Origin of the sequence: Xanthomonas codiaei, from assembly GCF_002939785.1 — a bacterium.
Taxonomy (GTDB): domain Bacteria; phylum Pseudomonadota; class Gammaproteobacteria; order Xanthomonadales; family Xanthomonadaceae; genus Xanthomonas; species Xanthomonas codiaei.
In genome coordinates, this window is the sequence record NZ_MDEC01000082.1 from 1 (window position 1) to 796 (window position 796).

The 796-nt window shown below is 62.4% G+C and carries 1 pseudogene; it reads left to right on the forward strand.

Annotated elements, in window-relative coordinates:
• Positions 1-68: 68 nt before the first annotated feature.
• Positions 69-796: pseudogene (locus tag XcodCFBP4690_RS22135) on the forward strand (transposase); the annotation flags it as partial.

A 796-nucleotide genomic window follows, 5' to 3' on the forward strand; every position in this document is an offset into this window, starting at 1 on the left:
CGACGTCCCCCCGATTTTGAGTAGCACCGCAGTTTGGAGTCCAATTCCCTACCCGACGGAGATTGGACGTGAAGAAACGTTTTACTGACGAGCAGGTCATCGGTTTTCTGCGCGAAGCCGAAAGCGGCGTGGCAATCAAGGACCTATGCCGGCGCCATGGCTTCAGTGAGGCCTCGTACTACCTGTGGCGTAGCAAGTTCGGTGGTATGAGCGTGCCCGATGCCAAGCGGCTCAAGGACCTGGAGTCCGAGAATGCGCGGCTGAAGAAGTTGCTGGCCGAGCAGCTGTTTGAGAACGATCTGATCAAGGATGCGCTGCGAAAAAAGTGGTGAGCGCGCCGGCGCGTCGTGCGCTGGTGCGCGAGTGGATGGGGCGTGGCGCCAGCGAGCGTCGCGCCTTGGCCGCGATCGGCATGAGCGCCAGCGCGCTGCGCTACTGCCCGCGCGAAGATCGCAACGTTGAGCTGCGCGAGCGCATCGGTGCGTTGGCGCATCGCCATCGCCGTTATGGCGTGGGCATGATCTATCTCAAACTGCGACAGGAAGGCCGCATCGTGAACTACAAGCGGGTGGAGCGGTTGTACCGCGAGCAGCAGCTGCAGGTCCGCCGCCGCAAGCGCAAGAAAGTCCCGGTAGGCGAGCGTCAGCCGCTATTGCGGCCGGCACAGGCCAACCAGGTATGGTCGATGGACTTCGTGTTTGACCGCACCGCCGACGGTCGGGTGATCAAGTGTCTGGTGATCGTGGATGATGCAACCCACGAAGCGGTCGCCATCGAGGTGGAGCGCGCGATAGCG